Source organism: Pseudomonas sp. BN102, assembly GCF_029871245.1.
Classification (GTDB): Bacteria; Pseudomonadota; Gammaproteobacteria; order Pseudomonadales; family Pseudomonadaceae; genus Metapseudomonas.
Map to the genome: position 1 here is coordinate 1 of NZ_SSON01000080.1, position 25200 is coordinate 25200.

A 25200-nucleotide genomic window follows, 5' to 3' on the forward strand; every position below is an offset into this window, starting at 1 on the left:
GCCGCGCCGCTCATCGTCCCCTGCTGCTGGGGTGTCATCGAGGTGCAGCCGATCACGCCCGCTGCAGTGAGGACTGCGGCAAACAATAGGGACCGCTTCATGTTCACCTCCGCTACTTGTTCTGCTGCAGACCGGGCACGACCATCTCGAACCAGATGGTCTCGATGACGGGCCGTTTCACGCGGTCGGGATTGGCCGCGTACCACTGGTTGAGCCCTTCACGCACGGTGTCGAGCGTGTGGCCCTTCAAGCCCCTGCCGAAACGCGGAATCAGGCTCTGCTCATCGGACAGCGGTTTCGACCCATGGTAGGCCGCCTCCACCTGGTAGGCGTTGGCGATGCCGACGAGATAGGCCTTCTTGAGCTGCTCCGACGACTGCATCCATTGCTCGCCGGTGATCATGGGCACCTCGTCGGCGCGGGCAATGCCCGATGCCGTCGCCAGGGTCACGCATGCCGCCAATACCAGCGTGCCCATTCGCAATGTTCTCATCGTCTTCCCTCCTCGCTAGGCTGAACCTCAACGCCGTGGCGCGGCCTGCACCGGCGGCCCTGGGTCGCTTCGCCGGATCGCGCTTCGAACCAGTCGAACATACCGGAGCATCACCGGGCTCTCGCCGGCCCCGCATGTCAATGCCCGCACCCACAATTTCTCTTGCTGCACGCGAACTACACAGCAGTCCTACTCAGGCTGAGCCGTGACCTGTTCCGTGGCTCGCTGCTTCGCCTCCTGTGCTTCCAGGATCAACCGATAGGCGATGTAGTACTTGTAGATATTGCTGACGTAAGTCACCGTCTCCGCGCCGATTCGCTCGGCTGCGACATACTCGACGTTATGGAACCAGATGTTGGGATCCAGCCTGCGCTTGGCGGCTTCCTCGCGCAGCCGCGCAACTCTGGCCGGTCCGGCGTTGTACGACGCGAAGGTAAACAGGACCTTATCCAGTTCGGTCATCGGTTCGTCACCGTAGTACCTGTCGATCATCACCCGCATGTACTTGACCCCAGCCTCGATATTCGACTGGGTTCGCCTGATATCGCCAACCTTTAGCTCCTTGCCTGTAGCCGGCATGACCTGCATCACGCCGATGGCTCCCACGGGGCTTCGAACGGACTGGTCAAGCCGCGACTCCTGGTACCCCTGAGCCGCCATCAGCAGCCAGTCCACACTGTACTTGTCACCGTATTGCTTGAAGAATTGAGTCAAATCGAGGAACTTCTTCCGCTCCGCCTGGGATGCAGCGTTCTTGATATATTTCGCGCTCTTCAGATAGCGCGTCAGAATCATATTTCCCGTTGCAGTTCCTTTGCGGTGACGAGTGACGAAGTCATCAACAGCCGTTTTGAGTTGCGGGCTCCCCTTCCGTATCGCCCAGGCAATCTCTCCCCCCGTGCGTATGGCAACCCCTTCATGGACCGTAACCGCGGGAAAGACCTGCTTCCAGAGGTCCGCCTTGTGCTTGTCCATGACGATGAGCGGAACCAGTCCCGCGTTTAGCATCTCGACCAGGTCCTCGTCCTCCAACTCCTCCGGGGCCAACTTGATATTCACCGGGGGCCGATTCTCTGCGGCATAGCGCTTGTTCAGCGCAACCAGACTCTCGTAGTAACTGGAGGACTTGCGAACAAAGACCTCCTTGCCGGCCAGATCGTCGAGGCCGGCTACCTGGGGTGAGGCCGGGCCGGACAGAATCACTTCGCTGACATCGGTGTAAGCGGGCGCGGAGAAGTCCACTAACTCCCGTCTTCCGGGAGTAATGGTGAGGTTGGAAGCGGCTATGTCGCCCCTACCGGCAATTAGTGCGGGGAGTAGCTCATCCCTACTAACCGGGACGAAGACCACTTGAACCTTCAGATGTTTTTTGGCCCCCGACTTTGCAGAGGCCATCTTCTTGTTCAGTTCCTGCTCGAATAGACGGAACCACTCGTAGGTTGCGCCGCGCTGGGCACCCTTGTTCACGAAGTAAAAGGTTTTGCTATAGATCGTGAGGACCCGAATAATCCTCCGTTCTTTCATCGCCTCAAGATCCCCCGTCCACGGCTTCTGGATCTCTGCCAGATCGACGGTGAGCGTCTCCGCTTGCGGCGATTCTGAGCGTTTGATCGCATCGGCAGCAGGGACGGGGCCGCTATACAAAGCCCCGAGAAGTGCCGCCAGACCAATAATGATCAGCCACAAGTGCGTCGTGCGATACGCCAGGGGGTGAAGTTGCAGCGACAGGTTCAGCATGATCGCGCTCCGACTGTATCGTGAACGGCCCCACTACTGCGGTGAACAGCCTGTCGCGCTGAGCCTTGGCGGTGGTTGAGGCATGGGGCTCGCGGCAGAAATAGCGCCCCGCGACAGCAGGATCGTTACAAACCAGTCACTGCGGCTGAATGCGTGCTCACCCAACCCGTCCCAACAGACAAGTTTAGGCGCCGGAGTAAAAACCGCGATGCAGGTGACACATGCTAGTACCGTCGCGACAACCGGCACGCACCGCCGAAGCGCTCCTGATCCTGGTAAAGGCGCGTATAGCTGACCCTGCTTGTGTGGCTCCAATCGCCGACACAACTGCGCAACGCAGTTATCGCCAGTAAATTCTGAGAACGCTATTTCCAGCGCTTGGAGAGTGTCTAGGGAAGCGGCGGCGATTCAGTCTGCTTTTGGCCGGTTTCTGCCAGTTCCCACCGACAGCTTCGGGTCCAGGCTGTGTGAAAAGAGCAAAACTCGGGGTTCTGCATCGCTTCTGGTCTATGGCAAGGGCTGAGATGGGATATGGGCCGACATAGCGTTCTGCTTGCGGTAGTGGGTCTCTGAGGTCTCCGATGGCATAGGGAGACGGCAAGGAACGTGGAAAAGGCCTCCTCAGGACTGCAAGGCCGCCACCGCTTCGCGGATGCCCAAGATGCTCATCAACCGTTTGAGGTTGTAAGCGAGCACATGCAGGCTCATCTCCGTGCTCACTCGGGGTAGCGTTTTGGTCAGGAAGTGCGTCGAGCCCATCCAGTGCTTGAGCGTGCCAAACGGGTGCTCGACGGTCTGGCGGCGGATGCCCATCATCTCTGGCTGATGATCGAGGCGACGCTGCATGGCATCGATGACGTCTTCGTGCTCCCAGCGTCGAACTCGCCTGAATGGCTCATTGGTGCACTGCGATCGGAGTGCACATTGCTTGCAGTTCGAGCTCCAGTACGCATGTGTCGTCAAGCCGGCCTCAAGATTCGTGTAGCGATAAATCAGGCTTTGCCCCGCAGGACAGCGGTACTCATTCTTCTCCGGCACATACACAAAATCCTGCTTGCCGAAGCGCCCGTCCGCCTTGCTATTGGATGTCAGCGGCTTGGGGACATAGGTGGTAATGCCAGATTGGTCGCAGGCGAGGATTTCTTCGCCCTTGAAATAACCACGGTCGGCGACGACGGTCAGGCCTTCAACCCCGATGGCGCTGCGCGCCTGCTCGGCCATCATCGCCAGTGCCGAGCGATCATGGCCGACATTGGTGACCTCGTGGGCGACGATGAGGTGATGTTGGTTATCGACGGCCGTCTGCACGTTGTAGCCGACCACGCCGGTGCCTCAGCCACTGGTGGCCATGGAGCGCGCATCCGGATCGGTCAGGGAGATCTGCCCGTCCGGTGCTTCACGCAACTGCTGCTCCATTTCCTTGAGTGCCTGCATCTGCTGCTTGAGCTTTTCGAGCTTGTCCTGCAGGCGGCTGGCCTTGGCTTCGGCGACATCAGATTGCGTCCGGTCGGCGGTATCCATCGCCGCCAGATAGCGCTCGATGCTTTTCTCGATCTGCTCCATGCGGGCGCGGAGCTTGCCCGGAGTGAAGTTGCGATCACGGTTGTTGACGGCTTTGAACTTGCTGCCGTCGATGGCCACGAGCGACTGTGAGAACAGCTCCAGTTGGCGGCACAGCACGACGAACTGGCGACAGACATTGCGGATGGCCTTGCCGTTGTCACGGCGGAAATCGGCGATGGTTTTGAAGTCCGGCGCCAGCCGTCCAGTCAGCCACATCAGTTCAAGGTTGCGCTGGCATTCGCGCTCCAGGCGGCGGCTGGATTGGATGCGATTGAGGTAACCGTAGATGTAGATCTTCAGCAGCACGGCGGGGTGATAGGACGGTCGCCCGGTTACAGCCGGTGCCACACCATCGAATTCCAAGGTTGCCAGGTCAAGTTGCTCGACGAAGGTTTCCACTACACGGATCGGATTGTCTTCGGCAACGAAGTCATCCAGGCATTCAGGCAGCAAGCTGACCTGTGTGCGGCTCGCTTCCTCGATGAATCGCTTCATACGCCGCCCCCGCTGACGTTGCTTCAGCAACTCTAGGCGAGACCGGCGTTTTCACACAGCCTGGGTCGGATAGCGACGGTCTTGCCTCGACCGTCGCAGTGAATGGCTACCCGTCAACGGGCGGTGGACAAAGCCCCGGTCACTAACCCGGGGCTGCCGGTTTTCTCGGCCGTTTCGCCGGCTTGGCTGACTTTGCGGGCTTGACGCTGGTGCGCCGGGTACGCGCCGGCGGGGTGAGTTGCTGCGCCAGGGTCATCGCCCGCGCCGACTCGGCGGCGGCGAGTTGCCGCCTGAATTCAGCTTCTACTCCACTGTGGTGGATGGTGCTGAGCTCCTGAAAAAGGGCAAGCAGACGAAGAACGAAAAGCCCTTGGTAAATCAACCGCCCGGCCCGAATCGTCAAAGCAATACGCCGGCTCCAGCAACCTCCTATTGCCATTACAACTCTGCACAACTCCAGGAGCGTGCCTGGGCCTATGTCCAAGCCGCTTTCGACAGGGAGGACTTCCCTTTGGAGGATCTCCAAGCCCATCGGGGTGTTGGAGCAGATGGCGCGGTTAACTGGTCGACATTTGTCGAGATGAAATCCTTCGCTCGCGAAGCACCATCAGAGATAACGCTCACCGAGGCCGAGTTTCGTCGAGCGCGAGAATGCAAAGCGAAGTTCTATCTCGTCATAGTCTCAGGGCTGGAGGAGGGCTTCGAGACTGAGATGAGGATCTACGTGAACCCGTTGGGCACCCCATCCTGGTCACCCAAAGGCTCGGTTTCCGTCAGCGGACTCACAAAAGGTGCTGCGTTGGTTCTGACGACGCAACGGCCGGAGGCGGACGGAGAGGAAAAATCATAGGCGTGGGGATGAACTTGCCTCCTCAACAATAAGCATGGCGTCAACCTCGCCAAGATCCCGTAAAAGGCCCCTGTCAGCTTGAGTCCCCATGCCGTCTTAATCAGAGCACGGCGGCATGGGGCGATTGGGATCTACTGATAGCCGCGCCAGTGCGCCTCGACCTGCCATAGCGGCTTACCGTCCATTGCCAGCCTAATGCCGCGAATGACCGCTTGGTACTGTTCAGCGTCGAGCTTCGACCATCTCAGTTTGCGCGCCGTGGCCCAGGTGGTTCGTAGGCCTCCGACGTTACGGGTATAAAGCTCATCAAGCAGAAGGCTATCAATGGGCGGATGGAGCATCCTGACGTTTTCGTGATCTTCATAGCCACCGCACACAAAGGCGCCCTTCAGGTACACATTGATTAGCTTAGCGGCGACGCCGTGTCCGAAGCCGCATAGGCCATGCTCAGTGGCTGATTTGATGGCATTCGCGCACCACTGACGGTGTACAGCATCGATATCCCTTTCATTTGGGAGCAATTCGGGATCGGCCAACAGAGCCGGAAGCCCAATGGTCTCGATGATGCGCTTGCCCGTGCAGACATCAAAACGACAAGTTTTCGTGCTTGCCGCACGGCTTGCCGCCCATGCTGAATACCGGTGCTTATGCTCTACGATGCCGTAGCTTTGAGGCGTGTTTCCGTCGTTCATTCCTTATATCCCTATCACCCATGAATTGGCTCGACATGATTCTAATGTCCCTGCCAACGCGCAAAAACGGGGAACTCCGGGTGCAATTCACACACTTCCCCGAACTGACGTTTAACTGCGCGCTGGAAACCGCCAACTTTCATGTGGCCACTGGAGTCGTTTCCGCAGTACGGGAATCCACTGCCGGCACCAGAATTCTCCAGACACCATGCCACTGCTCATCCCGCCACGAGCGAGATGAGGTACCCAGGTCTCAGCCTCAGGCGACAAGCGTGCCCCGGCGAGGGTTTCATGAGCTGCATGAACGATGTCCGATAGGGCCTCGGGTGTCTCGGGCAAGCCTACGTGACAGAGTGAACGGCGCATCTCCAGCCAGAGAAAGAGATCTCCCCTGAGTCCCCATTGAGATGGAGCGGGATCAAATAGGTCAGCCACGACTGCCCAAGACTTACCGAAAGGCGCTGATCCGAAGCGCTGCTGGGCTATCTGAAGTGCAGGGATGAAACGCTCTTTCCAGAAGCAGGCATTAGTCGTGAACTCGAAGCTGGCGATATCAAAGCGGAGCTCCTGTTGCGAGGATAACGGCAGCCCCGTCAATGCACGAATTGCATTCCCAATCCGCTCAGGCAACGTTTCGGCATCTGGTGGTGCAATTTCTAGACTGAACAGCTCAATGAGCCGATCACATACGATCTGGTTGCCGTCATAGCTGGTAAACAGCGAAGGTTGCTCTGCGACCACCATGCGCATCAGCTGGGACAGTGAGCGGTGAACCGGGGTGAGGATGAAAGCAAGAGCTTCATGGTCAGGATGCTTGTCGATAGCAATGTCTTGTGCGGTTTGCTGCTTCAGCGTCCTCAGATGAGGGTCAGCTCCCAGTGCCAGCAGTTCACCTACCACCGGCAGGCTGGCGCCATGCCAAGCGGCCTGATGCAGCGGTGCGTATCCCTTCCCTTCGCTGACTTCATTGACCAGTTCAGGACGATTCCTGAGGACGTCCAGCAACGCATCCCACTGGCCATGAAATGCCATTTCCGTGACTTTACTCATCTCACTACCCCGATCCAAAGGCGGTGAAAGAATACCCTACGCAGCACGGTCTAGAGCTCAATAGTTTGCCGACGCTTCCGTCACCTATCAGCGAGCGGCTGCCGGGCGCAACAGCATCTCTACAAACTGACCCTGCCCCACGGCCGGGCCACGTCACGCTACCTCTTTCCGTTTCTCATGCATTGACAACTTGTCAATCCGAGACCACGCTAAGCACGCATTTAGAGCAGGCCACGGGTGTCCGCGCTCGTCTAAATGGCGGTTGCTAGGAAAATCTCCACGTAGATGATTTTCGCAATGAAAATCTCGTCGTAGCTGACGTTTTTCGCCTTAAAAAATCTCACGCTAGATGCGTAACTCATTGATTCTCTTGTGATGCAAAATCTCAAGATAGGTGACGTACGACACTCCGCCATGGCGTACCGCGTTTTGACCGTAAGTCGGCCGAAACGCGGCCTCACCTTGGATAATTCGTGATTTCCACGTCGGTCGCAGCATCAATGGGTTTTTCTCCTTAGAACAAACAACTCAAGGCAGTACAACCGTCAATCTAAAACCTCCCCCCCTCCGGGGTGGGCCATCTGAAACTGCATTCTGTTGAACTCTGAATCGTTGATATTGCCCTTCGGAGTTTTTCATGAGCCTTAACAGAATCGGTGTGATTGGTGCCGGCACCATGGGCAGCGGCATTGCCCAGGTCTGTGCCTCTGCTGGCCTGAGCGTCATCCTGATCGATGTCACCGAACCGGCCCTGGCCCGAGGCGTGGCCGCCGTGAACGAGGGCCTGCAACGCCAGGTTCGCAAAGCGAGGATCTGCGAGAGCGAGCGCGAAGCGACACTGGCACGGGTGCAGGCCACCACTGGCTACAGCAACCTGGCCGACGCCGATCTGGTGATCGAAGCCGCCACCGAAAACCTTGAACTCAAGCTGCGCATCCTGCGCCAGATCGAAGCAGTGGTGCCGACGGATGCGGTGATCGCCACCAACACCTCCTCCATTTCCATCACCCAGCTGGCCGCCGTGCTTGACCGCCCCGAGCGCTTCATCGGCGTGCACTTCTTCAATCCCGTACCGGCCATGCAACTGCTGGAGCTGATTCGCGGCTTGCAGACCTCCAGGCAGACCCACGCCGCAGTGGAGTCCTTCGCCAAGGCGGTCGGCAAGACACCCATCAACGCCGACAACGCTCCGGGATTCGTCGTCAACCGCATCCTGATCCCGATGATCAACGAAGCCGTCTTCGTGCTCCAGGAGGGCCTGGCCAGCGCCCGCGACATCGACACCGGCATGCAGTTGGGCTGCAACCACCCCATCGGACCGCTGGCCCTGGCCGACATGATTGGCCTCGACACCCTGCTCGCCATCATGCAGGTCCTGCACGACGGCTTCGGCGATCCCAAGTACCGCCCTGCCCGCCTGCTCAAGGACCTGGTCGCCGCCGGCCACCTCGGTCGCAAGAGCGGCCGCGGCTTCCACAGCTACTGACACGCCCTCGAGGTTTCAGCCATGAGTGAATACAGCGCGCCCTTGCGCGACATGCAGTTCGTCCTGAACGAGCTGGGATACCTGGAACAAGTGAGTGAACTGCCCGGCTGCGAAGAGCTGGGTGCCGATCTCGTCGATGCCATCCTCGGTGAGGCCGGCAAGTTCGCCCAGGGCGTGCTCTCGCCCCTGAACGTCATCGGCGACCGTGAGGGTGCGCGCTGGCACGAAGGCGAAGTGACCACCGCAAAAGGCTGGCACGAGGCCTATGGGCAATTCGTCGAAGGCGGCTGGAACGCCCTCTCCTGCCACCCGGAGTTTGGCGGCCAGGGCTTGCCGCGACTGATTTCGGCGTTGGTGGAAGAGATGTGGAACGGCGCCAACGTCTCCTTCGGCCTGTGCCCCATGCTCACCCGGGGCGCCATCGAGGCTATCGAGCTCTGCGGGTCTTCCTATCTGAAGGAAACCTACCTGCCGAAAATGATCAGCGGCGAATGGACCGGCACCATGAACCTGACCGAACCCCAGGCCGGTTCGGACCTCGCCGCAGTGCGCAGCCGCGCCGAGCCACAGGGCGACGGCACGTACCGCTTGTTCGGCCAGAAGATCTTCATCACCTATGGCGAGCACGACCTGACCGACAACATCGTGCACCTGGTGCTGGCCCGCGTTCCGGGCGCACCGGAGGGTGTGAAAGGCATTTCGCTGTTCGTGGTCCCGAAGTTCCTGGTGAACCCCGATGGCAGCCTGGGTGCGCGCAACGACGTGCGCTGCGCCTCCATCGAACACAAGCTGGGCATCCACGGCAGCCCCACCGCCGTACTGGCCTTCGGTGACAACGAAGGCGCGCTGGGCTGGCTGGTGGGCGAAGAGAATCGCGGGCTGGAATACATGTTCATCATGATGAACGCCGCGCGCTTCTCCGTCGGTATCGAAGGTATCGGCCTGTCCGAGCGTGCCTACCAGCGTGCACTCGCCTACGCCCGTGAGCGCGTTCAAGGCACCGAGGCCGGCGCGAAGAGTCGCGACAAGGTGGCGATCATTCGCCATCCGGACGTACGCCGCATGCTGCTGTCGATGAAAGCCCGCACCGAAGCAATGCGCGCCATCGCCTGCGAAGTCGCCGCCGCAATGGACTGCGCCGAACGTCACCCTGATCCTGCACGCCGAGAGGAATGGCAAGCCTTCGTCGACTTGATGATCCCAGTGGTCAAGGGCTGCGGTACCGAGAACGCGGTGGATATCGCCTCCCTGGGCGTGCAGATCCATGGCGGCATGGGCTTCATCGAGGAAACCGGCGCCGCCCGGCATCTGCGGGACGCACGCATCACCACCATCTACGAAGGCACCACCGGTATCCAGGCGTCCGACCTCGTCGGCCGCAAGATCGCCCGCGATGGCGGCAAGGCCATCGGGCTGGTGACCAAGCGGATGCGCTACGTCATGGAGCGTCTTGTCTGGGCAGATGACCCGCAGCTGCAGGACATCGCCAGTGCCCTGGCTGCCGCCGTGGTCGCGCTGAACGCGGCAGTGGAATTCATCGTGGCGAACTTCAATGGGCAGACCCCACGGGTCCTGGCCGGCGCGGTGCCGTTCCTGGATCTGTTCGGCACCGTGGCCGGTGGTTGGCAGATGGCGCGCTCCGCGCTTGCCGCCCATGAGCAACTCAAGGCGGGAACCGCCGAACAGGACTTCTATCGCAGCAAGCTGCAGACGGCCCGTTTCTACGCCGAACACCTGCTGCCGCGTGCCGAGGGGCTTTCACGCATCGTTATCCAGGGCGGCGATGCAGTCCTGGAAATGGATGAAACCTTGTTCTGAGATTCCGCCGCCCGCCCCCAGGTGGGCGGCTGCAAGGGGCCGGCGAGTGTCGACCGCCGGTACGGAGCTTTGGCCGTCCTCGTGACGGCCTTTTTTATTTGTAGGAGTGGGTTTGCCCGCGAACGATCCGAGCTCGCTCCTACACGAAGCCAGGCAGAACACAGCTCCTGTAGGTTGTGGCTGAGCTCCGCGCAGCCCAACGCGCCGGTCACTTCCCCATGGACGTGGCCTCCCAGGTTTAAACAAAAACGGGCTTCTTCCGATCAGGAAGAAGCCCGTGTTGTCCCAGAACCGTGATCTGGACGATCAGCTCTCAGTTGGCCAGCGTGGCCTCGGGGAAACGCCAGCTGCCGTCGAGGATTTCCGCATGCGGCTTGTACAGTCGCACCATGTAGTTCCAGCCAGGCGTGATCGGCAGGCAGTTGGCGACCACGCCGTCGCAGCCACCGAACTGCACAACGATGCTGCCATCGCTGCCACGCTTAGCCGTCAGGTCGTTGAGGGTATAGGCGTCCTGCGGGTTGCGCTCGAAGTTACCGGCAGCGTTGTACACACTGATGGACCAGAAAGCATCGAACGGAACGTCCCGGACCACCATCCGGTATACGGTCGCCCCATCATTGCGTGCCGGTGTCACGTTCTCGTAGAAGGCGTCCTGCTCAGGATTGCCACCCCGGGCCGACGCGCTGCCGATCAGATGACGGACCGGGTCGACCTTGTCGGACGTGCCGAACATACCCCGTGAATCCGGGATGGTCGCCGCCAGCGTCTGCAGCGCACCCCGCACCTTCTTCAGACTGGACTGGTTCCACGACGGTATCTCGAAGCGCCCCGGACCGTTCCGTTGTTCAACCTGGATGCGGTCCTGCGGTTCACGGCCTTGCTGCAAGTCGCTGGCCGAAGTCGGGTCGAGCCGCGTCCGTACACCCAGCAGCACATAGCGCGTGCCGACCGACTCGCGGGTAAAGCTGTGGCGGCCGGGCGCGAAGATCAGCCCCTGGGTGTACTGGTTTTCGTCGATGGCGATCATTGAGAAGTAGCGTTGCCCAGCATCCGGCAGCGTGACCGTGACCGGCCCCGCATCCAGATCGAACACCGCCGAGGAATACAGGGTGTCTCGGTTGGGGCGGACGACCACCTGGCTTTCGACGGGCAGGTAGTACGACTGCCGACGTAACCGAAATTATGGGTATAGGCATCGACGAACTGCGCCGAGTAATAGCGTCCCTTCTCCACCGCAGGCATCGTCAGTACCAGCGGTTCGCGGCGCAGGTCCGCGCCAAGTTGGGAGTACGGCGTGTCGGCGTTTGGCGTCGGATAGGCCTTGTCGTCCGGCGTGTAGATGCGCGCGGTGTTGTGCAGCGTGTTCCAGGGCGCCTTGAACTCGGGATGCTCGCGGTCCTGGAAGTAGGTGTACTGCACGCGGTAGTTGTCCACCAGGGGGAAACCGTAGACGTAGGCTTCCTTGGCGATAGCGCGCGCTTCGGCCGGCGTCAGGGCGTCTGCGCTGGATGCATTGATATGGGTGAGGAACCCGAGGAGAGCGACCACGAGGGTCCGCCTGACTGTGTTCTGGTTCACGAGGAACTCCTTGTAGCGAAGCGGCAAGGCGACAGCGCCCTGCCCTATCAGCCCTTGGATCGGCTATCGGTGGGTCGCCATTCACGAACGCGGAGTGCGGCATCGCCTTCCGGGCGGTAGGCGTGGCATGTACCGATGGCCCAGTGGGTGGGCATCTCGAAGTCGGGGTCGCGGGCGGCGCGCTCGCGCAGGCGCTTCTGTACCACAGGCGCCAGGGTCTGGATCGCGGTCGTAGCCATGGGACCGAGCAGTTCGGTGAGGTGCGTGCAGCCCTTCATGCCGCCGACCCGTTCGGCCACGCGCTTCTTGAACCCCGGGCCGATACTGATCCCCACCAACGCGGCATAGGCCTGGTTGATCTGGCCGCACACGGGAGTGGGTGCCTGTTCGGAAACGGCTTCGATCCGCTGGATCACCAGCTTGCGGTCGACGGTCATGCGGATAAGCATCTGGTGCAGCACGCCGTTGGCGGGAATGACTCCATAGGGGAACTCGGTGTCGACCCCCTTGGTATCCAGCAACCGTCCCTCGATCTCGAACAGCCCGTCGTCACGTTCGTAACCGGTGCAGGTCACCTGGCGAGTGTGCAGCAGACGACGGCTGACAGTGTTTTCTTCCATACAGCGCCCCTTGAAAGAAGGGGCGCTCACGCGCCCCGTCAGTCGCATCAGACGTTGCCGATGCCGCCACCGCAGACCAGCACCTGGCCGGAGACGTAGTCGGACTCGGGGATGCAGAACAGGTAGACCGCGCCTGCCGCCTCCTCGGTGTTGCCCGGTCGGCCCAGCGGGATCATGGTCTTCGACTGCTCGACGATGGCCGGGCTGATGCCCACCTTGATCTCACGACCTTCGATGTTGATGTAGCTCGGGTCGCCTTCCACCGGCTGGGTCTGGCGGGTCTCGATATGGCCGAAGGCCACGGCGTTGACGTTGACCTTCATGCGGCCCCACTCCTTGGCCAGGCACTTGGTCATGCCCAGCACGCCGGCCTTGGCCGTGGAGTAGTTGACCTGGCCCGGGTTGCCGCCTGCAGAAGTCGAGGCGATGTTGACCACCTTGCGATTGACCACGCGGCCCTCGGCGGCCTCTTTCTTGGCCATGGCACTGATGATCGGCTGGGCGGCGCGCAGGATGCGGAACGGCGCGGTGATGTGGCAGTCGATGATGGCGTACCACTGCTCGTCGCTCATCTTCTGGATCACGTTGTCCCAGGTGTAGCCAGCGTTGTTGACGATGATGTCGATGCCGCCGTAGCTGTCCACCGCAGTCTTGACGAAGCGGTCGGCGAAATCGACAGCAGTGACGCTGCCGACACAGGCGACGGCTTCGCCGCCGGCGGCGCGAATCTCCGCAACCACTTCCTCGGCCGGGCCGGCGTCCAGGTCATTGACCACCACGCGGGCGCCGTCGGCAGCCAGTTTCAGGGCGACGCTGCGGCCGATGCCACGGCCGGAGCCGGTGACCAGGGCGACTTTGCCTTCGAGCTTTTTCATGGGTTGTTCCTTGTTTTATGGGGTTCAGGCGAGTGCCACGACGGCTTCGCCGATCAGTTTTTCTTCGCCGTACTGGTTGCCGCAGCGGATCGCCAGGCGCACGCGCGGCTCGCCATCGGCTTCGAACTTCTCGATGACCTTGCCGCTGCAGGTAGGGACATGGCCAAGCTGGGTGATGCCGGTGAAGCGCACCGACAGGCTGCGGACCTGCGCCTGTGGCACCCAGCCGGTGAGCAGGCGGCCGAGGTAGGCCACCGAGAGCATGCCGTGGGCGAACACATCGGGCTGGCGCGCCTTGCGGGCGAAGTCGAGATCGATATGCACCTGGTTGTGGTCACCGGAGGCGCCGGCGTACAAGGCCAGCGTGGTGCGGTTGACCGCAGGCAGCGTCAGCGGCGGCAGCTCATGGCCGACCTGCAGCTCGTCGAATCGGGGAAGGCTCATTGGACAATCCTCAACGCTGCACGAGGGAGGAACGGATATCGGCGATGTGCCGGCCGTCCTGGTTGGTGACGCGGGTCTCCTGGACCACGAAGGTCAGGGCACCACCCTTCTTCTGGTAGACATCCACCACCCGCGTATCGAAGGTCAGCACGTCGCCCGCATAGGCCATGCCGTGATAGGTGAAGCCCTGCTCGGCATGCAGGATGCGTCCGAGATCGAAGCCGAAGATGTCTTCGACAATGTGGTCGGTGTCGCGCCCTTCGGCTTCCAGGCACATCAGAAAGCTCGGCGGCACCGGCAACGAGCGGTGCCCGGCGGCCCAGGCGGCGGCTTCGTCGACGTAGACCGGATTGGTCTCGCCAATGGCCTTGGCGAAGAAGCGCAGACGGCCCTTTTCCACCTCGGCGGTGGTCGCTCCCAGGGAACGGCCGATCAGACTCGTGTCTGCCATGTCATGGAGTCCTCGAGTGAGTTGAAACGCGCGCCCGCGAGGAGCGCGCACTGTCTTCAGCCGCGACCGAAGAGGGTCACGATGCCGGCGCCGCCCAGGCCCAGGTTGTGCTGCAGGGCGTGCTGCAGGCCTTCCACCTGGCGGGCTCCGGCGGTGCCGCGCAGCTGATGGGTCAGCTCATAGCACTGGGCAAGGCCGGTGGCGCCCAGCGGGTGGCCCTTGGAGAGCAGGCCGCCGGACGGGTTGATCACCACCTGGCCGCCATAGGTGTTGTCGCCATCCATCACGAACTTCTCGGCGCCGCCTTCCGGGCAGAAGCCCAGGCCTTCGTAGGTCAGCAGTTCGTTGTGGGCGAAGCAGTCGTGCAGTTCGCAGACGCGGATGTCTTCCGGACCGACGCCGGCCTTTTCGTAGACCTCGGTGGAGGCCTGGCGGGTCATGCCGACGCCGACGATGCTGATCAGCGACGGCGGATCGAAGGCTTCTGGCTTATCGGTCACCAGCGCCTGGGCCAGGATGCTGACATCGGTGCGCAGGCCATGCTGTTTGGCGAAACGCTCGGAGACCACAATGGCCGCCGCACCGCCGCAAGTGGGCGGGCAGGCCATCAGGCGGGTCATCACGCCGGGGAAGATCACCTGGTCGTTCATCACGTCCTCGGTGGTCACCACCTTCTTGAACACCGACAGCGGGTTGTTGGCGGCATGGCGGCTGGCCTTGGCGCGAATCGCAGCAAAGGTTTCCATCTTCGTGCCGTACTTCTGCATGTGCTCGAGGCCGGCGCCGCCGAAGAACTTGAGGGCGTCAGGCATTTCGCGGCCCTGGGGGAAGATCGCATCGGCCACTTCGTGGCCCTTGCCGTAGGTGATCGGGCGATCCAGCCAGTGGGACTTCAGCGCTCCCGGCTGCATCTGCTCGAAGCCGAAGGCCAGGGCGCAATCCACCGCGCCGCTCTCCACCGCCTGGCGAGCCAGGTACAGCGCGCTGGAACCGCTGCCGCAGTTGTTGTTGACGTTGATCACCGGGATGCCGGAGAGGCCGACTTCATAGAGGGCCGACTGGCCGCTGGTGGAGTCGCCATAGACGTACCCGGCATAGGCCTGCTGGACCTTGCCGTAGTCCAGGCCGGCATCCTGCAGCGCCAGGCGGATGGCTTGCGCACCCATCTCGATATAGGTACCGCTCTGGCCAGGCTTGGCAAACGGAATCATGCCGACACCGGCGACATAGACTTTCTGCGACATCACTTTCTCCAAGGTCAGGTGACAAGGTCCGGGCTGCGTGCCTGTCTTCGACGGCAATGGCAGCACTCCTTGGATCGATGGTTGCGCGGCGACGAACAGCCACGCCCCCCCTCATGGAGGGGGCGCGGGCCTGTCCGGCCAAGGGGGGATGGCGAGGGGTACGACGGGAGGGAAAAATCCCCCCCTACTGGAGGGGGATGGGTGGGGGACGCCGGGGATAGCGTGTGCTTGCGGTCCTGAATAACAACAAGAAAGACTCCATAGAGGAACCAACACGTGACACAGGCAAGACATACAACCTCATTGAATCAGCGGTCGCCGGCCAGTGGTTCCACCCGCAGCCTGGCGACCTTCACTCCCCGGTTGCTGGCGGTCGCAGTAGCCGTCGGCACCTGCGCCAACGCCAATGCGGTCAGCTTCCAGCTGGGCGAGATCGAAGGCCAGTTCGACTCCTCCATTTCCGTCGGCGCCAGCTGGGCGGTGCGCGGACCGGACCCGATGTTCATCAACTCCGCCAACACCCAGGGGCTGCGCGGCAAGTCGGCTACCCGGACCGCCGACGACAACCGCAAGAACTTCAAGAAGGGCGAAACCTTCTCGAAGATCTTCAAGGGCGTGCATGACCTGGAGCTGAAGTACGGCGACAGTGGCGTCTTCGTACGCGGCAAGTATTGGTACGACTTCGAGCTGAAAGACGAGCACCGCCTGTTCTACGACATCGACGACAGCGGCCGCGACGACCTGGCCAAGGCCTCCGGCGCCGAGTTCCTCGATGCCTTCGTCTACCACAACTACAACCTGGGCGATCTGGCCGGCAACGTGCGCCTGGGCAAGCAGGTGGTGAGCTGGGGCGAAAGCACCTTCGTCGGCAACAGCATCAACAGCATCAACCCCATCGACGTCGCCGCCCTGCGCCGTCCGGGTGCCGAGGTGAAGGAAGGCCTGATCCCGGTGAACATGTTCTACATCTCCCAGGGCCTGACCGAGAACCTCACCGCCGAAGCCTTCTACCAGCTGGAGTGGGACAACTCGGTGGTCGACAACTGCGGTACCTTCTTCGGTTCCGATCCCCTGCCCCAGGGTTGCACCGACCGCCTGGTGTTCGCCGGTCCGGACCTCGCCCCCGGCGTCGCCAACAACACCGCGACTGCCGCGCAGATCCTCACCAACGCAGTGGTGGACGACGTCTACATGCCGCGCCTGGAAGACAACGACCCGCGCGACAGCGGCCAGTACGGCGTTGCCCTGCGCTGGTTCGTGCCGGAGCTGAACGACACCGAGTTCGGCTTCTATGCAATGAACTACCACAGCCGCAACCCCTACCTGAGCTTCAAGCAGACCACCGTCGCGCCGATCACAGCGGCACAAATCGGCGCCCTGCCCGCCGCGGCCCGCCAGGTCGCCGCTGTGCAGAACCAGTTCAACCGGGTTCGTGCCGCACGCTACTTCGTGGACTATCCGGAAGACATCCGCCTCTACGGCCTGAGCTTCCAGACCACCGTGGGCGCGACCTCCGTGGGTGGCGAGCTGAGCTACCGGCCGAACATGCCGCTGCAGATCAACACCGCCGACCTCAACCTGGCTGCGATCCAGTCCACCGACACCGACTTCCGCACCCAGACCTCCCCGGTCTTCACGAGCGGCGAAACGGCGCGGGCTCTCGGCGGCGACCTGCCTGGCTACAAACGCATGCCGGTCATGCAGGCGCAGGTGACGGCCACCCAGTTCTTCGACCAGGTCATGGGCGCCAGTCGCCTGACCCTGGTGGGCGAAGTCGGCTACAACCGCATCAACGGCCTGGGCGACGCCGACGGCACCGACATCCGCTTCGGCCGCAGCCCGGTCTATGGCGCGGGTCAGTTCCCCGGCACCCAGAACACCACTGTTTGCGCCACCTCGACCAACCCCCAGAAGGAATGCAACAGCCACGGCTTCTACACCACGGACTCCTGGGGCTATCGCGTTCGCGCCAAGCTCGATTACCCGAACGTTATCGCCGGCATCAACCTCTCTCCCAACCTGGCCTGGTCCCATGACGTGGACGGCTGGGGGCCGAACTTCGAAGAAGGCGCCAAGGCCGTCAGCGTCGGGCTCGATGCCGACTACCTGAACACCTACACCGCGAGCCTCAGTTACACCGACTTCTTCGGTGGCAACTTCAACACCAGCACTGACCGTGACTTCGTCTCGCTCAGCTTCGGCGTGAACTTCTAAGCCGAAACCGGCAGAGGGTATTTCCATGAAAGCAAGCATGATCATCAAAACCGGCACCCTGGTGCTGTCGCTGCTGGCCACCAGTGTCATGGCCGCCGTTTCCGAGCAGGAAGCGACCCAGCTGGGCACCACCCTGACCCCGCTGGGTGCGCAGAAGGAAGGCAACGCCGACGGCAGCATCCCGAGCTGGGAAGGCGGCCTCAAGCCAGGCGCCGCACCGGTGGACGCCAAGGGCTTCCTCGGTGATCCGTTCAAGGACGAGAAGCCCTTGTTCACCATCACCGCAGCCAACGCCGAGCAGTACAAGGACAAGCTGACCCCCGGCCAGCTGGCGATGTTCAAGCGCTACGCCGACACCTACAAGATCCCGGTGTACCCGACCCACCGCACCGCCTGGGCACCGTCGAACATCTATGACGCAGCGAAGAAGAGCGCCACCGGCGTGCAACTGGTCAGCGATGGCAACGGCCTGAGCAATTTCTCCGACTCGCGCTACTACGCCTTCCCGATTCCGAAGAATGGCGTCGAGGTCTACTGGAACCACGTGACCCGCTATCGCGGCGACAACATCCACCGCTGGGCGGTCCAGGCGGTGCCCCAGGTCGATGGCGCGTACACCATCGTCGAGACCGAGGACCAGAACAGCTTCCCGCAGTTCATGGACGGCGTGAACGCGGAGGAAGCGAAGAACGTCCTCTACTACTACATCTTCGCGGTCAACGCGCCGGCACGCCTGGCCGGTACCGTGTCCATGGCCCACGAGACCATCGATCAGGTGAAGGACCCGCGCAAGGCCTGGACTTACAACGCTGGCCAACGCCGCGTACGTCGCGCGCCCCAGCTCGCCTACGACGCCCCCGGCCTGGCCGCCGACGGCATGCGCACCTCCGACAACGCCGACATGATGAACGGCGCGCCGGACCGCTATGACTGGAAGCTGATCGGCAAGAAGGAGATCTACATCCCCTACAACAACTACAAGCTGCAGTCCCCGAGCCTGAAGTACGCCGATATCGTCAAACCCGGCCACATCAACCAGGACCTGACCCGCTACGAGCTGCACCGCGTGTGGCACGTGCAGGCCACCCTGAAAGCGGGCGAACGGCATATCTACGCCAAGCGCGACATGTACTTCGACGAGGACACCTGGGTGCTGTCCGAAGTCGACCAATACGACGGTCGCGGCCAGCTCTGGCGAGTGGGTGAGAACTACACCTACACCCACTACGAGAAAGGTCTGAACGCCCCCGCGGCCCAGGGCTTCTACGACCTGATCGCCGGCCGCTACATAGTCGCCGCCATGAGCAACGAATCGAAGCTCGCGCCGCAGTATGGCCAACGCACCAAGATGTCCGAGTTCACTCCCGCCGCCCTGCGCAACGCTGGTATTCGCTGACCTCTTGAAGCAACAACAACGCCCCGCAATTGCGGGGCGTTTTTCATTCCGCGCCAAGATTCCGTAGGTTGGCGTAGAGCGCAGCGAAACCCAAAAGCCCTCTTCCGAACGCGGCCCGCCCCTGCCCCTCTCCCTGAAGAGGAGAGGGGTGACTCTCGCTGGTGAGGCCTAATCAAGCCTGAGCCCGTGCCACCCGTAGGAGCGAGCTCTGCTCGCGAACAATCCCAGCGCCTGAGGCCCAACACGGGAGACAAAGAAAAGCCCCCTGCCCTCGCGAACAGGAGGCTTGCGTCACCAGTCCTGCACTACACCCCGGAATACCGATCCATCAACTCGCCCATGCGCTCCAGGTACTCCCTGCGGCCGAGGTGCAGGATGTGATTGCCGGGGAACCAGTGCAGCGCGCTGCCCGGCCAGTGCCGCTGCAACAGGCGCAGGTGGCGCGGCATGGTCACCCGGTCACCGGCACCACCGATGATCAGCATGCGCCGGCCGTCCAGGGGCGAGGCGTAGGTGAGCGGATTGTGCACCGCCAGCAGGCCGCGCATCTCAGCGACCCCCACCCCCTGACTGCGCATCAATCGTGACAGCAGCAGCCCGGTCGGTTGCCATTCGAGGAACACGTCGATCGGGCTGACCGCCGGCACGATCGGAATGCAGTACGCCAGGCGCTCGTCGACAGACGCCAGCAGCGCCGCGGTATAGCCACCCAGGGAGATGCCCGCCACGCCGATTTGCTCGACGCCGCGGCCCTGCAGGTAATCGATGAACACGCGCAGGTCGTGGATCGCATGCAAAGGCGCCTCGTTGAAGGAAACGAGGCCGCTGCCGAACAACCCCTGGCCACTGAACCAGGTACCCCGCTCGGCGCGCCGGCCATGATGCGGGTAGGTGAACAGCAGGATGTCGTAGCCGCGCTGGTAGAAATCGGCCAGCGACAGCGCGTGGGCATTAAGCCAATGCGGGTCCGCGGCGAAACCATGGATAACGATCAGTGTCGGCCGGGGCCGGTCGCCATGGCACCAGTGCTGGGCATGGGCGCGGGTGTTGCGTTGCATGGCGGCGAAGCGCGGACGCGCGTATGGGTTCAACGGCTGGAAGGGACTGGCGAAGCTCAGCTGGAAACGCCGGATTCCGTCGTTGCCCTGCAGTTCTTGCGCGTCAACGGCGATGCCGCCAGACGGCGGCAGGAACACCTGCGAGGCGTCTCCCGCCCGCGCCAGCGGTTCGTAGAAGCGCAGCGCGTCGAACTCTTCCTGCATGCGCCCGCTGCCTTTCAACGATGCCAACATGGCGGCGGCCACCGTGGCAGACAGCGACGTGCGCATCACGCGCTCGATCGCTGCAGTGCCATGGACTTTCAGCGGATGCACCGAATCCAGAGCCGTCCCGTCCGCGTGCAGCCAGAAATCCTCCGGCAGTCGTTCCCACCAGGGGCTGCGCGAACGGTCCGCCACCCTCTCGCCTTCATACCGTTCTTCGTTCAACACGCGGATCCTCCCGGCAAATTCCAGCCTATCACCCCGCCGACCGGTACCGGGGTGTCCTACGGTGGCGACAGCTTAAAGACACGCCCGGCGCGGGCCTCCCCCCGAACGAAGGGGGACGGGTTGCACCTGAGAACGAGGAACATGGCTACCTGGAAGCAGCGCGGTGAAGCCCTCGCTTGCCAGGTCGATTGATCCCACCTCTACCACCACCTAGCGGGTACCCGAACGATGAGCAAACTCAGCGGGCAAGACGCGCTGTTCCTGAAAGTCGACAGGCCCCACGCGGCCTCTCACTGCACCATGATCTACATCTATGACCAGTCCACCGTGGAAGGACAGCGCCTCGGGTTCCGCGAGATCGTCCGTCACATATCCGACCGCCTCGACGTTTCGCCGGTGTTCCGCCGCAAGATCGTCCAGGTCCCCTATGGGCTGGGCTATCCGTACTGGGTGGAAGACGACCTGTTCGACATCGACTTCCACGTCCGCCACTTCGCCCTGCCCAAACCTGGCGACTGGCGGCAGTTCTGCATTCTCGTTTCGCGCATCCATGCCCGCTCGGTGGACCTGGCCCGCGCGCCCTGGGAGATGTACGTCATCGAAGGTCTGGACAACATCGAGGGCATTCCCAAGGGAAGCTTCGCCATCCTCACCAAGTCCCACCACGCCGCCATGGATGGCACCGCCGCTGCGGAGCTGACCTGGGCCCTGCACGACATCGCCGGCGCCCAGGGCAGACCCGTCGCTGTGGTTCCCGACAGGCCGACGGCAAGCCCGCGCCGGCCGCTCTGGGGACCGCTGGACACGGTCAGCCGCATGCTCACCGACAACATCTCCGCCTCGGCGCGGATGGCCCGGCCGCTGGCGCGGGTGCTGCCCAAGCTGGCGGTCGCCGGCCTGCGCTCGGTGGCCCGTTCGGTGCTGACGCCCGGAGGTGGCGCGCCACGCACGCGCTTCAACACCAATGTCACCGCCGGCCGGGTCTGGAACTCGGTCACCCTCGACCTCGCAACGGTGAAGCAGATCAAGGCTCTGGTACCGGGGGCGACGGTCAACGATGCCGTGCTGGCCATCATCGGCGGAGCGATGCGCCGCTACCTGGAAGCGAACGATGAATTGCCGGAAAAGTCACTGGTGACCCTGGCTCCGGTCAATACCCGCCAGGGCGGGGAAGCCGCCGCCAGCGGCAATACCATCTCGATGGTCACCTTCCCCTTGCGCACCGATATCGACGACCCGCTCCAACGCCTGGAAGCGGTGTTTACGGCCACGTCGGAGTCCAAGGCGATCCAGGACGGAATCGGTGCCGAGGACCTGACCAACCTGCAGAAATTCGCGCCACCCGCTACCCTCGGCCTCGCCGGCCGCCTGGCCACCCTGATGGGCGTCGGCGGCAAGGGCCCGGTAATCCTGCACAACTGCATGGTGACCAATGTTCCCGGCCCCAACGTGCCGCTCTACATGCTCGGCGCCAAGCTGGTCTACTGGTGCGGCGTCGGGCCGCTGGTAGATGGTCTCTCGCTGATCTGGAACCCCACCAGCTACTGCGGAAAGATGTTCGTCTCGTTGACCAGCTCGCCCAACGTAGTGCCGGACCCGGACTTTCTCGCGCAATGCCTGAAGGACTCGTACGAGGAAATGCAGGCGCTGGCCGAGGCCGCCGAAAAACCCGTGGCGAAGAAGCGGGCTGCTCGGCGATCGTAGGATTCGGTAGGTAGCCCGGACTCCATCCGGGCTACGCATCCCTGCCATTTCTGCAAACGCAAAAAAGGCCGATTCGGAATCCGGATCGGCCTTTTTCGTTGTCCGGACCTTACTCGAAGATCACCTTGCAGCCGCTCTCAGCCCAGACCTCCACCATCTCTTGGTAGCGGTCCTCGATCAGGTTGCGACGAATCTTCAGGGTCGGCGTCAGCAGGCCGTTGGCGATGCTCCAGGGCTCACGCACCACCACCAGGCACGCCAGCTGCTCGTGGGGCTCGAACTGAGCATTCACCTCGGCGAGGAATACCCCCAGCTCGGTGGCCACCGCATCACGACCCTCGGCGCTGGCCAGGGTGGCACGGGTGTCCGGTGACACGTTGAGCAGTGCCAGGGGCTGCGGCAGGCCGACGCCGGTCACGCAAGAGGCCTCGACGCGCGAATGGTTGCCGAGCTTGGCCTCGATGGGCACGGGGGCGACGTACTTGCCTTTGGCAGTCTTGAACAGCTCCTTCACCCGGCCGGTGATGCGCAGGCGCCCTTGCTCGTCGAGCTCGCCACGGTCGCCGGTGCGGAACAGGCCATCGGCGGTGTAGCTCTCGGCGGTCAGATCGGCCTGCTTGTAGTAACCCAGCATCTGCGCGGGGCTCTTCACCAGGATCTCACTGTTGTCGTCGATGCGGCATTCGACACCCGGGATCGCGGCGCCGACATAGCCCACGCGCACCTGCCCCGGCAGGCTGAAATGCGAGGTGCCGAAGTTCTCCGACATGCCGTAGCCCTCCAGCAATTCCAGGCCCAGCTGGCGGTACCACTCCATGACCTTGACCGGCAGCGGTGCCGAGCCGGACAGGCCGGTGTGCACCTGGTCGAGGCCGAGGGCGGAAAGAATCTGCGCCTTCATCAGCTCGCCCTCCACCGGATCGGCGAAGGCGGCGGCCTGGGCGGCAGCCGGAATCCGCTCGTTGATGCCCTGGTAGAACTTGCCCCACAAGCGCGGCATGGACAGGAAGATGGTCGGCCGCGCACGGCGCAGGTCTTCGCTGAAGGTTTCCAGGCCCAGGTTGAAGAACACCCGGCAGCCGCTGAACAGCGACACGGCTTCCACCACCGCCCGTTCGGCGGTGTGGGCCAGTGGCAGGTAGGACAGCAGGCGGTCGCTCGATTGCGGCCCCCGTCCCTTGTCGTACATGCAGCCGGTCACCGCCGGCGCGTTGTACATGCTGCCGAAGCTGTGCATGACGCCCTTGGGATTACCGGTGCTGCCAGAGGTGTAGATGATGGTGGCCAGCTCGCCCGGCTCCGGCAGGACCACCTGCTGCTGCGGCGCGAAGGCAGCGACGATGCGCTCCCAGGGCTCGCCCTCGCCACATGCCGACATCGGCAGGTCGATCAGCGGCAGGTCGGCGGGCACCCCGGCACGGATGGCGTTCCAGCCCGCGGCATCGCCATCCAGTCGGCCGACGAACAACAGCCGCACTTCGGCGTGTTCCAGCACGTACTGCACGGTGTCGGCGTTGGCGGTCGAATACAGCGGCACGCTGATATGCCCAGCCATCCAGATCGCCAGGTCGGCGATGATCCAGTGGGCGGTGTTCTTGCCGAAAATGCCGATGGCGGATCGCGGCGGCAGGTCAAGGGAAGCGAGGTAGGCCGCCATGCGCCGGGCCTGGTCGCCGACCTCACGCCAGCTGTAGTCCACCACGCTGCCGTCCGGCAGGGGCTGGGTCAGGTAGATGGCATCAGGCGTGCTGCTCTCCCAGTGGAGGAAGCGGTGCAACAGCGTAGGGTGCTCATTGTTCTTGTTCATGGCATGTCCTGCGTCTGAAGGGTGGTGTACCACCCATTGAAATTGTTCTGTCGGCGGCGAAAGCAGCGCCGCGTCGACTCACTCGCGCTGATAGAGGGTGGTCACCACCGTGCCGTCCGGCCCAGTCTGGTGCTGCAGGGCGATGCGGGCATCAGCGACCTGGCGCCGGCCGGCATTGCCGCGCAAGTGGTGCACCAGCTCGATGCATTGCGCCAGTCCGCTCACCGCCGGTGCCTGGCCCAGCGAGAGCAGCCCCCCGGAGGGGTTGACCACCAGGTTGCCACCATAGGTGTTGTCGCCATCCTCCACCAGCTTCTCGGCGCTTCCCTCGGGGCAGAAACCGAGCGCCTCATACAGCAGCAATTCGCTGAGGGTACTGCTGTCGTGAACTTCGCACACCCCCACTTCCTGCGGTCCCCTGCCCGCCTGCTCATAGAGTTCCCGTGCAGCGACAACGTTGACCTCATAGCCCGCACAGGGGAACACCGAGGCCGAATCGAAGGCGGTCACTTGGACCGGCGAAACGCATGCCTGGGCGATGACCTGCACTGCCTGACCGCTGCCGTGACGGCGGGCGAAGTCGGCAGAACACAGCAGCACCGCGGCAACGCCGGAAGAAGGCCAGGCGAACTGGGGATGGGTCAGTGGCTCGGCGATGACGCTGGCTTCAAGCACCTCGTCGAGGGTCAGCGGATGGCTGAACACCGCCAGGGGGTTGAGCGCGGCATGCTGGCGTGCCTTGACCGCCACCATGGCAAAGGTTTCCCGTCGCGTCTGGTAGCGCGTCATGTACGCCCGCGCCGCCGCACCGAGGCGCTCGAAGACGGCGCCGAGATCCGGTAGCGGTGCCGGCGTACCCTGTACGCCCAGTACCAGCACGCATTCGGCAAGGCCCAGTTCGATGGCCTGGCAGGCCTGGTAGAACAGCACGCCGATGCCCTCTTCGCCTTTCGGCAAATGCTGGAGCGGCACACGCCCCAGCCCTGTCTGTTCGAGAGCCCGTTGCAGGGTCCCGCCATCCATCAGTCCCGAGGCGGCGAAGACGGTTTCGATGTCCCGCGCGGACAGTCCTGCGTCCGCCAGCACCTGCCGTATCGTCTCGCCGACCAGCGCGGTCGGATTGACGCTCAGCGAAGCCGGGCCGAAGGGGGACATGCCTACGCCAATCACATTGACGCAACGTTGCATCG

Annotated in this window: 19 protein-coding genes and 2 pseudogenes; 6 read left to right on the forward strand and 15 right to left on the reverse strand. The window is 62.8% G+C overall.

Annotated elements, in window-relative coordinates; all coding sequences use genetic code 11:
* Nucleotides 1–112 precede the first annotated feature (112 nt).
* The 3 genes and pseudogenes from E8F12_RS27690 to E8F12_RS27700 form a co-directional block, all read right to left on the reverse strand.
* Nucleotides 113–493: a hypothetical protein gene (locus tag E8F12_RS27690; protein WP_280323907.1), complete on the reverse strand. Its 381-nt coding sequence runs from the start codon at nucleotides 491–493 to the stop codon at nucleotides 113–115.
* A gap of 189 nt (nucleotides 494–682) precedes the next feature.
* A complete protein-coding gene (locus tag E8F12_RS27695; RefSeq protein WP_280328423.1) occupies nucleotides 683–2230 on the reverse strand; it encodes a lytic transglycosylase F in 1548 nt (515 codons plus the stop codon).
* A gap of 621 nt (nucleotides 2231–2851) precedes the next feature.
* Nucleotides 2852–4288 (reverse strand): annotated as a pseudogene (locus E8F12_RS27700) (IS1182 family transposase).
* A gap of 238 nt (nucleotides 4289–4526) precedes the next feature.
* Here E8F12_RS27700 and E8F12_RS27705 point away from each other — a divergent pair.
* Nucleotides 4527–5138 (forward strand): DUF3883 domain-containing protein, encoded by a 612-nt coding sequence (locus E8F12_RS27705; RefSeq protein ID WP_280328424.1) that lies wholly within the window; start codon nucleotides 4527–4529, stop codon nucleotides 5136–5138.
* A 131-nt stretch (nucleotides 5139–5269) separates the two neighbouring features.
* Here E8F12_RS27705 and E8F12_RS27710 read toward each other — a convergent pair whose 3' ends face one another.
* Complete coding sequence (locus E8F12_RS27710; protein ID WP_280328425.1) at nucleotides 5270–5830, reverse strand: hypothetical protein; 561 nt, start codon at nucleotides 5828–5830, stop codon at nucleotides 5270–5272.
* A gap of 111 nt (nucleotides 5831–5941) precedes the next feature.
* Nucleotides 5942–6880 (reverse strand): ankyrin repeat domain-containing protein, encoded by a 939-nt coding sequence (locus E8F12_RS27715; protein ID WP_280328426.1) that lies wholly within the window; start codon nucleotides 6878–6880, stop codon nucleotides 5942–5944.
* A 637-nt stretch (nucleotides 6881–7517) separates the two neighbouring features.
* Here E8F12_RS27715 and E8F12_RS27720 point away from each other — a divergent pair.
* Both E8F12_RS27720 and E8F12_RS27725 read left to right on the forward strand, forming a co-directional pair.
* Nucleotides 7518–8366 (forward strand): 3-hydroxybutyryl-CoA dehydrogenase, encoded by an 849-nt coding sequence (locus tag E8F12_RS27720; RefSeq protein ID WP_280328427.1) that lies wholly within the window; start codon nucleotides 7518–7520, stop codon nucleotides 8364–8366.
* 21 nt (nucleotides 8367–8387) lie between these two features.
* Nucleotides 8388–10184: an acyl-CoA dehydrogenase C-terminal domain-containing protein gene (locus tag E8F12_RS27725; RefSeq protein WP_280328428.1), complete on the forward strand. Its 1797-nt coding sequence runs from the start codon at nucleotides 8388–8390 to the stop codon at nucleotides 10182–10184.
* 313 nt (nucleotides 10185–10497) lie between these two features.
* Here the strand turns inward: E8F12_RS27725 and E8F12_RS27730 are convergent, their stop codons facing one another.
* From E8F12_RS27730 to E8F12_RS27760, 7 genes and pseudogenes are all read right to left on the reverse strand, one after another.
* Nucleotides 10498–11340, reverse strand: coding sequence for a DUF1254 domain-containing protein (locus E8F12_RS27730; RefSeq protein WP_280328741.1), 843 nt, complete (start codon nucleotides 11338–11340; stop codon nucleotides 10498–10500).
* 38 nt (nucleotides 11341–11378) lie between these two features.
* A pseudogene (locus E8F12_RS29955) lies at nucleotides 11379–11765 on the reverse strand (DUF1254 domain-containing protein); the annotation flags it as partial.
* A 47-nt stretch (nucleotides 11766–11812) separates the two neighbouring features.
* The gene (locus tag E8F12_RS27740) at nucleotides 11813–12385 is read right to left on the reverse strand and encodes a DUF2889 domain-containing protein (RefSeq protein ID WP_280328429.1); all 573 of its coding nucleotides are present in this window, start codon (nucleotides 12383–12385) and stop codon (nucleotides 11813–11815) included.
* A 47-nt stretch (nucleotides 12386–12432) separates the two neighbouring features.
* Nucleotides 12433–13260 carry an SDR family NAD(P)-dependent oxidoreductase gene (locus E8F12_RS27745; RefSeq protein WP_280328430.1) on the reverse strand — a complete coding sequence of 276 codons (828 nt, stop codon included), beginning with the start codon at nucleotides 13258–13260 and terminating at the stop codon, nucleotides 12433–12435.
* Between the two features lie 24 nt (nucleotides 13261–13284).
* Nucleotides 13285–13704: a MaoC family dehydratase gene (locus E8F12_RS27750; RefSeq protein ID WP_280328431.1), complete on the reverse strand. Its 420-nt coding sequence runs from the start codon at nucleotides 13702–13704 to the stop codon at nucleotides 13285–13287.
* Between the two features lie 10 nt (nucleotides 13705–13714).
* Complete coding sequence (locus E8F12_RS27755) at nucleotides 13715–14155, reverse strand: MaoC family dehydratase N-terminal domain-containing protein (protein WP_280328432.1); 441 nt, start codon at nucleotides 14153–14155, stop codon at nucleotides 13715–13717.
* Nucleotides 14156–14211: 56 nt separating this feature from the next.
* Nucleotides 14212–15399 carry a lipid-transfer protein gene (locus E8F12_RS27760; RefSeq protein WP_280328433.1) on the reverse strand — a complete coding sequence of 396 codons (1188 nt, stop codon included), beginning with the start codon at nucleotides 15397–15399 and terminating at the stop codon, nucleotides 14212–14214.
* 342 nt (nucleotides 15400–15741) lie between these two features.
* Here E8F12_RS27760 and E8F12_RS27765 point away from each other — a divergent pair, with 342 nt between their 5' ends.
* Nucleotides 15742–17613 carry a DUF1302 domain-containing protein gene (locus E8F12_RS27765; protein ID WP_280328742.1) on the forward strand — a complete coding sequence of 624 codons (1872 nt, stop codon included), beginning with the start codon at nucleotides 15742–15744 and terminating at the stop codon, nucleotides 17611–17613.
* Between the two features lie 25 nt (nucleotides 17614–17638).
* Nucleotides 17639–19009: a DUF1329 domain-containing protein gene (locus tag E8F12_RS27770; protein ID WP_280328434.1), complete on the forward strand. Its 1371-nt coding sequence runs from the start codon at nucleotides 17639–17641 to the stop codon at nucleotides 19007–19009.
* Nucleotides 19010–19314: 305 nt separating this feature from the next.
* Here E8F12_RS27770 and E8F12_RS27775 read toward each other — a convergent pair whose 3' ends face one another.
* Entirely contained in the window at nucleotides 19315–20499 is a 1185-nt protein-coding gene (locus tag E8F12_RS27775; protein ID WP_280328435.1) for an alpha/beta hydrolase family protein, read from the reverse strand.
* A 228-nt stretch (nucleotides 20500–20727) separates the two neighbouring features.
* Here E8F12_RS27775 and E8F12_RS27780 point away from each other — a divergent pair, with 228 nt between their 5' ends.
* On the forward strand, nucleotides 20728–22203 hold the full coding sequence (locus E8F12_RS27780) for a wax ester/triacylglycerol synthase family O-acyltransferase (RefSeq protein ID WP_280328436.1): 1476 nt from the start codon (nucleotides 20728–20730) through the stop codon (nucleotides 22201–22203).
* 109 nt (nucleotides 22204–22312) lie between these two features.
* Here E8F12_RS27780 and E8F12_RS27785 read toward each other — a convergent pair whose 3' ends face one another.
* Nucleotides 22313–24010, reverse strand: a complete 1698-nt coding sequence (locus E8F12_RS27785) for an AMP-binding protein (protein ID WP_280328437.1) — start codon at nucleotides 24008–24010, stop codon at nucleotides 22313–22315.
* Between the two features lie 78 nt (nucleotides 24011–24088).
* The gene (locus E8F12_RS27790; protein ID WP_280328438.1) at nucleotides 24089–25198 is read right to left on the reverse strand and encodes a lipid-transfer protein; all 1110 of its coding nucleotides are present in this window, start codon (nucleotides 25196–25198) and stop codon (nucleotides 24089–24091) included.
* Nucleotides 25199–25200 lie beyond the last annotated feature (2 nt).

Bases quoted from the DNA above. Each gene is read 5' to 3' on its own strand.
- E8F12_RS27690 (WP_280323907.1), bottom strand. From the start codon at position 493: ATGAGAACATTGCGAATGGGCACGCTGGTATTGGCGGCATGCGTGACC.
- E8F12_RS27695 (WP_280328423.1), bottom strand. From the start codon at position 2,230: ATGCTGAACCTGTCGCTGCAACTTCACCCCCTGGCGTATCGCACGACG.
- E8F12_RS27710 (WP_280328425.1), bottom strand. From the start codon at position 5,830: ATGAACGACGGAAACACGCCTCAAAGCTACGGCATCGTAGAGCATAAG.
- E8F12_RS27715 (WP_280328426.1), bottom strand. From the start codon at position 6,880: ATGAGTAAAGTCACGGAAATGGCATTTCATGGCCAGTGGGATGCGTTG.
- E8F12_RS27720 (WP_280328427.1), top strand. From the start codon at position 7,518: ATGAGCCTTAACAGAATCGGTGTGATTGGTGCCGGCACCATGGGCAGC.
- E8F12_RS27725 (WP_280328428.1), top strand. From the start codon at position 8,388: ATGAGTGAATACAGCGCGCCCTTGCGCGACATGCAGTTCGTCCTGAAC.
- E8F12_RS27740 (WP_280328429.1), bottom strand. From the start codon at position 12,385: ATGGAAGAAAACACTGTCAGCCGTCGTCTGCTGCACACTCGCCAGGTG.
- E8F12_RS27745 (WP_280328430.1), bottom strand. From the start codon at position 13,260: ATGAAAAAGCTCGAAGGCAAAGTCGCCCTGGTCACCGGCTCCGGCCGT.
- E8F12_RS27750 (WP_280328431.1), bottom strand. From the start codon at position 13,704: ATGAGCCTTCCCCGATTCGACGAGCTGCAGGTCGGCCATGAGCTGCCG.
- E8F12_RS27755 (WP_280328432.1), bottom strand. From the start codon at position 14,155: ATGGCAGACACGAGTCTGATCGGCCGTTCCCTGGGAGCGACCACCGCC.
- E8F12_RS27760 (WP_280328433.1), bottom strand. From the start codon at position 15,399: ATGTCGCAGAAAGTCTATGTCGCCGGTGTCGGCATGATTCCGTTTGCC.
- E8F12_RS27770 (WP_280328434.1), top strand. From the start codon at position 17,639: ATGAAAGCAAGCATGATCATCAAAACCGGCACCCTGGTGCTGTCGCTG.
- E8F12_RS27780 (WP_280328436.1), top strand. From the start codon at position 20,728: ATGAGCAAACTCAGCGGGCAAGACGCGCTGTTCCTGAAAGTCGACAGG.
- E8F12_RS27785 (WP_280328437.1), bottom strand. From the start codon at position 24,010: ATGAACAAGAACAATGAGCACCCTACGCTGTTGCACCGCTTCCTCCAC.
- E8F12_RS27790 (WP_280328438.1), bottom strand. From the start codon at position 25,198: ATGCAACGTTGCGTCAATGTGATTGGCGTAGGCATGTCCCCCTTCGGC.